Source organism: Enterobacter cloacae complex sp.6700776 (genome assembly GCF_048284255.1).
In the GTDB taxonomy this organism is placed as follows: Bacteria; Pseudomonadota; Gammaproteobacteria; order Enterobacterales; family Enterobacteriaceae; genus Enterobacter; species Enterobacter intestinihominis.
On record NZ_JBLVYK010000024.1, the window covers coordinates 40,279 to 49,640 of the forward strand.

At 39.7% G+C, this 9,362-nt stretch carries 9 protein-coding genes; 5 read left to right on the forward strand and 4 right to left on the reverse strand.

Annotation, left to right across the window (positions count from 1 at the left end):
* Window positions 1-925 precede the first annotated feature (925 nt).
* From ACNQ0T_RS21475 to ACNQ0T_RS21485, 3 genes are all read left to right on the forward strand, one after another.
* A complete protein-coding gene (locus ACNQ0T_RS21475) occupies window positions 926-1,087 on the forward strand; it encodes a hypothetical protein (RefSeq protein ID WP_001371949.1) in 162 nt (53 codons plus the stop codon).
* Window positions 1,088-2,215: 1,128 nt separating this feature from the next.
* Window positions 2,216-3,469 (forward strand): ParA family protein, encoded by a 1,254-nt coding sequence (locus tag ACNQ0T_RS21480; RefSeq protein WP_001050364.1) that lies wholly within the window; start codon window positions 2,216-2,218, stop codon window positions 3,467-3,469.
* The gene (locus tag ACNQ0T_RS21485; RefSeq protein ID WP_001278838.1) at window positions 3,466-4,470 is read left to right on the forward strand and encodes a ParB family protein; all 1,005 of its coding nucleotides are present in this window, start codon (window positions 3,466-3,468) and stop codon (window positions 4,468-4,470) included. Before ACNQ0T_RS21480 ends, ACNQ0T_RS21485 begins: the two co-directional genes overlap by 4 nt.
* A 61-nt stretch (window positions 4,471-4,531) precedes the next feature.
* Here ACNQ0T_RS21485 and ACNQ0T_RS21490 read toward each other — a convergent pair whose 3' ends face one another.
* The 4 genes from ACNQ0T_RS21490 to ACNQ0T_RS21505 are packed head-to-tail and all read right to left on the reverse strand — an operon-like array spanning window position 4,532 to window position 7,212.
* Entirely contained in the window at window positions 4,532-4,921 is a 390-nt protein-coding gene (locus ACNQ0T_RS21490; RefSeq protein ID WP_000815011.1) for a hypothetical protein, read from the reverse strand.
* Window positions 4,918-5,439: a hypothetical protein gene (locus tag ACNQ0T_RS21495; protein ID WP_000598517.1), complete on the reverse strand. Its 522-nt coding sequence runs from the start codon at window positions 5,437-5,439 to the stop codon at window positions 4,918-4,920. Before ACNQ0T_RS21495 ends, ACNQ0T_RS21490 begins: the two co-directional genes overlap by 4 nt.
* Window positions 5,432-6,268, reverse strand: coding sequence for a hypothetical protein (locus tag ACNQ0T_RS21500; protein ID WP_000700976.1), 837 nt, complete (start codon window positions 6,266-6,268; stop codon window positions 5,432-5,434). The genes ACNQ0T_RS21495 and ACNQ0T_RS21500 overlap by 8 nt, the downstream gene beginning before the upstream one ends.
* Window positions 6,265-7,212, reverse strand: a complete 948-nt coding sequence (locus tag ACNQ0T_RS21505; protein WP_000718595.1) for a metallophosphoesterase — start codon at window positions 7,210-7,212, stop codon at window positions 6,265-6,267. The genes ACNQ0T_RS21500 and ACNQ0T_RS21505 overlap by 4 nt, the downstream gene beginning before the upstream one ends.
* A gap of 363 nt (window positions 7,213-7,575) precedes the next feature.
* Between ACNQ0T_RS21505 and parM the strand changes: the two genes are divergently transcribed.
* Together parM and ACNQ0T_RS21515 are read left to right on the forward strand one after the other, a co-directional pair.
* Window positions 7,576-8,613 carry a plasmid segregation protein ParM domain-containing protein gene (gene parM, locus ACNQ0T_RS21510; protein ID WP_000818954.1) on the forward strand — a complete coding sequence of 346 codons (1,038 nt, stop codon included), beginning with the start codon at window positions 7,576-7,578 and terminating at the stop codon, window positions 8,611-8,613.
* A gap of 11 nt (window positions 8,614-8,624) precedes the next feature.
* A complete protein-coding gene (locus tag ACNQ0T_RS21515; protein WP_012695436.1) occupies window positions 8,625-9,263 on the forward strand; it encodes a hypothetical protein in 639 nt (212 codons plus the stop codon).
* The last annotated feature ends 99 nt before the right edge of the window (window positions 9,264-9,362 follow it).

Below are 9,362 nucleotides of genomic sequence, written 5' to 3' on the forward strand. Positions count from 1 at the left end.
GCCGCTGGCAGATTTAACCCCCTTAATCGCCAAACTGGGATCAGTCCTGATAGTGTCCTTCCGTCCTGGAGAGGGTTGCTAACACTTGTTCCCATGATACGAAATGCGCCAGCTGATACAGATTAACGTCTCATTGCCCATGCCGGTCTGCCGACACCGGTGCATGGCCTTTTCCGATATTCGCAAGCACAGATGCTTGATTTTTTCAGGGTGTAATATACCTGAGCAGCATCTGAAGGCACTTTCAGTCGCTGTCAGATTTAACACCCTTAATCGCCAATCTGGGATTTTATGATGTTAACCTCCAGTTCAAGACCCTTGCTCCCATGATGCGAACCTTGCCACCTGATAAAGATTTACGCCTCATTCCTGTATGCAGGTCTTACGACTCTAGTGCACGGACAATTTTCGGTCATAACAAGACCTGGCGGAAGATTTAATCAGGCGTGGTGTGACTGAGCAGAAGCTGGGGCAATGTCAGCCGCTGGCAGAAAAAACCCTTATTCGCCATCTCAAACCGTCATTATGGGTAGTCCTTTTAACTTTCTCAGGACCATTAAGCTTAAACTCCGTTTAGAGAATGACGTAAGATTTAGGCTAAGCAGGTTAAGTGATCCCTCTCCCGGGTTGAACACTATATTCATCGTACGAGCGGAAGATTGTCCTTCGGGAAATATTTCTTAAACACCGCTCGGGATCTTATTGCCACTGGCGGATTTAACCCCCTTAATCGCCATACTGGGGTTCTGTCCTGATGCTGGCCTTCAGTTCTGGGCTTGGGTTGCTATCGCTTGCTCCCATAATGCGAAATGTGCCTCCTGATACAGATTAACGTCATATTCCTGCGTGCCGGTCTGCCGACACCAGTGCACGGGCTTTTTTCGGTCATCACATTTCCGGGCAGGAGATTCTATCAGGGCGTGGTGTGACTGAGCAGCAACTGGGGCACTGTCAGCAGCTTGCAGATTTAACACCCTTAATCGCCAAACTGGGATTCTGTTCTGATGTTGACCTTCCGTTCTGGGCGGGCTTTGGTTTACTAACACTTACTTCCATAATACGAAATGTGCTTGATGATGCAGATTAAATTCACATTACTGCATACCGGTCTGCCGACACCGGTGCATGGGCGATTTCCGACGATCTCAAGAACATATGGGAGATTATATCAGGGAGAGTAGTATGCCTGAGCAGCATCTGAAGGCACTGTCAGCCGCTGTGAGATTTAACCCCCTTAATCGCCAAACTGGGGTTCTGTCCTCATGCTGGCCTTCAGTTCCGGGCTGGGTTGCTATCACTTGCTCACATAATGCGAAATGTACCTGCTGATACAGATTAACGTCATATTCCTATATGCCAGTCTGCCGACATCAGTGCTTGGGCTATTTTCGGTCAAAACAAGACCTGGCGAGAGATTTAATCAAGCGTGGTGTGACTGAGCAGCAGCTGGGGGCACTGTCATCCGCTTGCAAATTTAACCCCCTTAATCGCCAAACTTGGGTTCAGTCCTGATGTTGGCATTCCGTTCTGGGCGGCGTTGCTATCACTTGCTCCCATTATGCGAAAAGTGCCTGCTGATACAGATTAACGTCATATTCATGCATGCCGGTCTGCCGACACCAGTGCACGGGTTTTTTTCGGTCATTACAATACCGGGCAGGGGATTAAATCAGGGCGTGGTGTGACTGAGCAGCAGCTGGGACACTGTCAGCCGCTGGCAGATTTAACCCCCTTAATCTCCACACTGGGGTTGCCTCCTTAAGTTGGGTTTCATTTCGGGGTGAGGTTGCTAACTCTGCTCCCATAATTCGTAGTGTGCCTCCTCAAGAGATTAACACCTCATATCTTTAGACTGGACTGACGACAACGGTTCACAGTTAGGAAACGTATATCAGCACACCGGTGAGATAGATTTTAGGGTCTAAGCAAGAAATAGGGTAGGCGTGAAGATTCATTAATGGAGCTCTTAACTTCAAAGCGTAGAGAAGGAGACAAGAATCGTGGTTTAAACAGGTTGTGCATTAGGTATGGACTAGAGAGTCTGAGCTCACATCTGCAAGTTAAGCTCACAAAAAATCATAAAAAAGTAAACAAACATTAGCTTAAGATTGAAACTAAGGATAGAATTGTACGCATAACAAGGAAATGGACGCATTATACGTAAAGTTTACATATATGCGTAAAAGTCGGTTTTCAGTGCAAAAAGGTCATAACCATGAATTTACTTGAAAAGATCGCCCTCGTTGGTCAGCGCATGAAAAGCGAGCAGATTTCTCTAAAGGAATCTCTGATGGCTTCATCAAGAGTATCTGTTTCTGATGATAGTGTTGATGGTGTTGATAGACTGATCTATAACCACTGTTTGAATAAAAAAAATCTCTCTGATTTTTTTGGGAAGTCACGAGTAACGTTCAATAAAATACTTTCGGACTTAGAAGAAAAAGAACTTGTTGGTGCACCTATTTATCAAAACAAAAATCATCTTTACACCCGCTGGGATGTTCAAAAAATAATGGATGCCCTGGGTTATCCCAAGTACCGCGATCATTACTTTAGCAGAGCTATTGTTACTCAGAATCATAAAGGCGGTACAGGGAAAAGCACTACATCTGTAGCTTTAGCAGTAGCAGCTGCTTTAGATCTACAACTCAATGCACGTGTATTAATGATCGAATGGGACCCACAAGGTTCGATTGGAAGCAGCATGATTCAAAGTGTCTCAGAAGATGATGTCTTCCTTACAGCAATTGATGCAATCCTTGGAATTTATGAAGAAAATTCTGAGTATAAAAAATATTTAGATTCAGGATTCTCTGAAGAAGAAATCATCACTAATATGCCTTTTTCAACGCATCTGCCAAACTTGGACGTAATAACGGCTTTTCCGACAGATGCTCGTTTTAAAGATAAATACTGGCAATGTTCTAGAGAAGAACGTACGTCTTTGTTACTACGTTTCAAGGAAGTTATCTTACCGGTACTGAAGCAGAACTATGATTTGATTATTATAGACACTCCACCTGAAGATTCACCTTTGATCTGGGCTGCTGACGAAGCGGCCGATGGGATTCTTGTCGCAGTGTCACCACGTGAATATGATTACGCCTCTACTACAGACTTCATGCTTACAATAAGTGAAAGGTTTAAACAATCACCAAGTAAGGGCGACAATTTAAAATGGTTCAAAGTTCTTGCTGTCAATGTAGATGACAAAAGTCCATATGAAAGAATAGTTTTGGATAAATTAATCAGAACTGTTCAGGACCTTTTGATGTCCGCTAACATAAAAAATTCAGAAGCATTTAAGGCAGCTGCTTCCAAAGGGCGTACAGTGCTTGATATCAAAAAATCAGAGGAACTTTGTTCCGCAAAGCAGCTTGATGTCGCAGAAGAATCTGTATTACAGGTATATCAGCAATTTATAAATGAAATAAAAAGTTTTTCAGCTAAGCAAGGAGTTAACGCATGAGCGATGAGCAACATATCGGGAATGATAAATCTCGATATTTAAACGCACCAAAGCGGACAGAAGTCGGTCACCGTTCAGGTCTTGCGGGTTTGAAAACAGCACCTCGCATAAAAAAGTTATTCACTCTTCATAAGGGCCGGAGACTTGAAGCGGAACATGTGATTGTTCCAGCCCAGAGAGTGGAGAAGGAGACCTTAGTCCATCCAGCGAACCCACGAAATCAAGAAGCCCTTACAGATTATTCTGTTAGAGATATTCTTAAGCAGATTGAAGAAAGAGGGGTCGATACCGAAGGGATCGCTGTAAAAAGAGATGGGGTTTATTTATTAATAGAAGGAAGTCGCAGACGTTTCTGCTGTATAAAGGCAGAAAAGGATCTCCCCCTGTGGGTTCTTCCGGATGAACTAACCGAAGATGATATAAATTCAATTATATCCGCAGCACAAACATCTCGAAAATTTTCATATAGAGAAGTTGGGTTTCAATTTATCAAAAAAATGGAAGAAAAAGGATTTTCTACTAATGAAGAACTCGCAGCATATCTTGGGATTAGTCATGTATCGGTAGCCAAAAGAATCCAGGCGGCCCGTATTGACGAAACATTGATCTCTTTATTCCCGGATTATGAAGGAATCCCGAACTCCTATTATAGTCGCTTGTCTCGTTTACAGAAATATGTGCAAAAAAATCTATTTCCTTTAGATGAAGTAATAGATAATGTTAAAGAGGAAACAAAAGATTTAGACATTGGAGATCTCCAGGTTGCTCAAAAAGTTGTAATGGAAAAAATCACACAATCTGTGGAAAGTGTTTGTGAAAAAACTTATTCCACAAAATGGGAAACAAGTGATCTTATTACTTTTGATAACAAAGATAAGTATGCAAGAATCAGTAAAAACAATACTGGTAGAAAAATTCGCTTTGAATTCAATAGGATAAATGCGGGTTTTATTAAGGAACTAGAGGAGTTCATAAAAGAAAAATTAAAAGTATCAGAATAAATATTGAACTGCATCTTTATGATGCAGTTCATATGATTTATATTTTTAATTTCTTGTTATATTAATATGGGGTGTGCGCAGGTTCAGACATATAAGGTCTTAGTTCTATATGAACAGAAGCGCCATTCCCATCATTTACTACGTTTAAAGGTGCTTTTCCCGGCAATGACATAGTTGCAACGTCAGGTCCAGAAACAGCAAAATTATTTTCTGCTGAAGGCATTACTGTAAAAATCTTTATAGCAACATTTTCATGTCTAAATAATGAAATCCCAAAAGTAGAACCAGCTTCGGTATTGCTCACGTCCACAACCACAGGGGTTTTTCCTAGATATTCATTAGTTAGTATGTTTTTTACTAATGCCCCTTCCGGGACAGTATAGATACGGTATGGATATGCTAAAGCCGTGTGACAAAAACATATTAAAATAACAATTAATGTTTGTTTCATAGATTATCCTCATTCAAAAATAAAAGATATAACTCTTGAAAATCGTGGTTAGTAATTAGGTCCGCTTTTCCGGGAAAATCGTAACTAACAGAAAATAAAAGCGAAAGCGAATCTTTTCCTTTTGCTTTGGGAGAGATTCTGCTAAAAGCACGGTTAATAAACATAAGTTGATCTTCATTGTTGAAGCAAAGTCCAAGCATTCCAACCGTAGGAACTACGAATGTGCTTACGCTGCCTGGGGGCAAAAGTTGCTTACTACGGGCATTGTAAGCACAACGACTACCACCTAGCGTTAGGCCTGAAAGCTCAATAAAACTTCTGGTTCCATTCTTGGCGACAAGCCAAACATCAGTTCCTGAACTTTCGACACGTAAAGTAACTTTTCCGTCAGTAAAGGCCTCACTTTTATTGTATAGAATAGGGTCAAAACCAACTGTCGGGAGTTCTTCGATTTTACTTTCTACTGACTGACAACCAGTCAGTAATGCAAACAATAAAAGTGTGATAACTTTAATCATCCCGCTTCCTTAGATTGTTTTTGGCGCTCGTTATAAAAGATAATGATTCACCGGGGTAGAGAATTGTTTCTTTCGTCCAATAACCATAACCACCGAGGATATTTTTTCTTTTCTCAATATAAACGGGTTCAGAAAATACTAAATGTTGATATTTAGGAAGAGATAAGATTTCATATTTTCCTTGTCCAACTAAGAGGTAATTCTTCTCTTTAGGATTGATGGTTACTGGATTACCAACACTTTGAGGTATGTTAAGTTTTTTTATATTTAGGTCAGAATAGTCAGGAACGGACACTTGATCATTAGACGTATTTCCGGGAAGAGTAAACCCTTTACCCTGATCCGGTCCAAAGATGGCAATTATATCTTTGTTGTTTCTTGTGATCGAAACGATAGCCTGAAGGGGCGTATTAGCAAGGTCATTTATAAACGATATAGTTAGACTTGATTTTGGCTCGACCCAAACAATGCTTTTTCCGGATGTGCCTTCGCTTAATGCAATTTTTTCATTTAGTAAGATTTTATTTTTGGCAATGATATTATACTCAAGTTTTGGTATCACAATAAAAAGTGATTCTTTATTTGAAACATTCATGATTTCTAAGAAATTGGTTTTGGTCATGCTGGTCTTTAGAACAGGCCTATATTTACCATTTATAAACCACCTTCCGTTTATAAGCTCCGCTTTAGCAGATATAAGTGAATCACTTTTCTGTGCGGCAGAAGAAAAAGCATCTTTTCTATGCTCTTTCTCTTGATGTGGTGCAGCTGCTGCGTGAAGATGCAAAAGTAATGTTGAAATTGAGATAATCTTCCAATTTATCTTCATCTTGTTACCTCAATGTTGTTTTCAATCGAATCGAGTTCTAAAGGATAGGTTTTAAGTGAATAAAACTTGTTTGTTGTTTGTATTAGCTGATGACACAATAAAACTGGATTGTTCTTCATGATTATTTCTACTAATGTAAGTGCTGGTGAGTCAGTTTGCGGTATACCCGGAGCAACTATTACCTGGTCTTCTAATTTTGACATATAGAGTGATCCAGTATTTATATGCAAACAATTACCGATCAGTACTGGAAGATTGTTTTGAGTACGACCATGGGCTTTTCGAATGCTGTTTACAGGATTCCTACCTAGGACCATAAGGTTGACGTCATTTATCATCATTGGTATTACGGCATGGTCCATACCGAATAGAAACTGGCTCTGAAAAATATTCACATTGGCATAGTTGAATGCTTGAAGCGCATTATAAGTATCAGTGAATGATGTGCGGATAGGGGCGTAATCAGAAGGGCAAACCCCAATTTTTATATCGCCTTTTAGTAAAATCTGCATCATCGTACCAAGCTGGGTATTAAGAAGTTTTTTTACCTCTTCCTCTAAATAGTAACGATTCACAGCTTTATGCCACTTTCCGCCCATTACACACCATCTCTCATTGAGGTATGTGCTGGGGTAAAATGTTCTCCGGTCTTTGTTTAATGGTAACAATTTTTTTAACATTTCTTCTCCGGCTCCGGCAGCTGAGAAATGCCTCACAAAACGTCCATCGAAAAAGCCACTGTTTATCGCCTTCATCAATTCTATGGGTTCCGGCCCATAGTCAAACAAATTTCCAGTAGAGAAAATTACTATCTCTTCTTCTGGCTTTGTAACTGATTGGATCAAGTTGCACAGCGCAGAGTAATGTCCATGAGGATCTGCCAGAAAGAAAATCCTTCCGGAGAAGTTTGTAAGGTCTATAGTTTGGACGTGCTCAGCTGCCATAAATTCCTCTACGTATGTTTACATCGATGATACGGTATTTCGAACTATGATTTTTTTACAAAAAGGCGTCATTTTGGATTCTAAGCCTAAGGACCTTTGTTACTTACAGGTAAAGGCCCCAGTCCTGGCTCTCAAACAGTTCATACTTAGGATGCAAAGTAACTTTCTGATTATAATTGGCTCCTTTATAAACATGGTTAATACATGAATACAGGAAATTTAACGGTAAGGTATTTAAAATGGAAGGATGCTGAAATAACATAGACTTACGTATTTTTTTAATAGTGTTAATGTTGATAATAGGTCACCATTAATGTATAAAGTTAATATCTAATATGGTCCTATTAATAAAAGAGAGTTTTTATGGCTGAACTATTAAAATCTGAAAGTCCTGTTTCACCATCAGTGCAGGATATCACTGAAGCTTTAAAAATCGTTGTCGATGATGGAAGTAAAGCTGCAAAACTGGTTTGTCTTAATGAAAGAAACGAATTAGTTCCCTTGCTTACACAAAATAGTTTTGTTCCAGATTTCCGTGTTCGCCATGAGGGTCTCAATCCTTTTAACTATCTTATTGATGGGCTGGAAAGGTTTTCGCATCACAGCGAATCTAGTAACTCACTGGAATCGACTGATGTATCTCACCAATACGATGAAATTAGCCGGTTAAATGTTCACCATGCACTTCATGCTTCTGGTTTAGTTCCTCAGGATGTTCACCTCTTTGTTACTTTACCACTTAGCCAGTTCTATACTGCTTTAGGGGAAACGAATATTGAAAATATTCAGAGAAAAAAAGATAATCTGATGAAACCAGTAGAGCGTTATCTTGACGGTAAACGCTATTCTTTTAACGTTTTGTCTGTGACTGTTTTCCCTGAATCTTTACCAGCTGTGACCCGGGCAGATGAAATTGAGGATATTGCTTCATTTGAATCAAGTTTGGTAATTGATCTTGGTGGTACTACTCTTGATGTTGCAAGTATTACTGGGCAATTAGAACAGATTTCGAAAGTAAAAGGTTTTGACCGTATTGGTTGTTCTATTGTTTACGATGAGATCAGCAGGTATCTTGAATCTGAGAAACTGAATACGAGTAATGCTTACATTCATCATCTTGTTGATAATCGTCATGATAAATCAGCTTTGAAGGTTGCAGAGGACAAGCGTGACGGTGTTTTTGATGCGGTAAACTCTGCGGTACAGAAGTTGCAAAGTAAAGTAATCAGAGCGGTTACACAAGTCGAAGAGAGGCCTCATAATGTTTTCCTTGTTGGGGGAGGTTCATATCTCATCGAAACAGCTATTCGTAAACATTTTGAAACGGCTAAAGTTATCATGGTAGACAATCCGCAGTTCGCATTATCTTTGGCAATTGCTGATACTATTTATTCAGAATAATGAGCTAGAACATGGCTAAATACCCTATCTCAAATAAGGCAGATAACGACCGGATTCAGATCCGGTCTTTCTGGATATCCGAAAGAAAAGCACCCTATGTTTATAGTTTCTTGAAAAAAACAGAACTTTGTCATAGGGGTGACCAACTGGATTTAATTAGGTCGGCTATTAGTACCGGGTTGGTATTAAATAATTTATTTCCTGACTTGGCAAATTTTATAAATGGTTTAAACGAAAGATTAACACTTGCAGATCTTAATAGGTTTCTGAATGATGGAAATACTATAGATACTGAACCTAAGCCTCCTATTAATGTATTGCTAGAGAATGTCTTAGATCAAAAGTTTAAGGAGTATTTAACACCTCTACAATTAGATAATTCAAAGCAGGATTCTGTTTCTGTAAAAGAAACCTTCCTTGTACAAAAGGAACATGCCTGCTTTGGTGTGAAGATTGAAAATGAGGGAAGCGATACCTCTATACCATCTGAAAGCCCACTTTCTTCAGGTGCATCCAAAATTTCAAAAGAAAAGTCCATTTCCTCTGTGGTGCCAGTGCTAGAAAAAGTATCGGATGAAAATCAAACCGCCTCCATAAGCATAAAATCTAAAGCTAAGGCAAACAAGCGACTAGCGACTTTGGCAAGATAGGGCTTTGTTGAATAAATCAGATTTCGGGTAAGTCTCCCCCGTAGCGGGTTGTGTTTTCAGGCAATACGCACGCTTTCAGGCATACCTGCTTTCGTCATT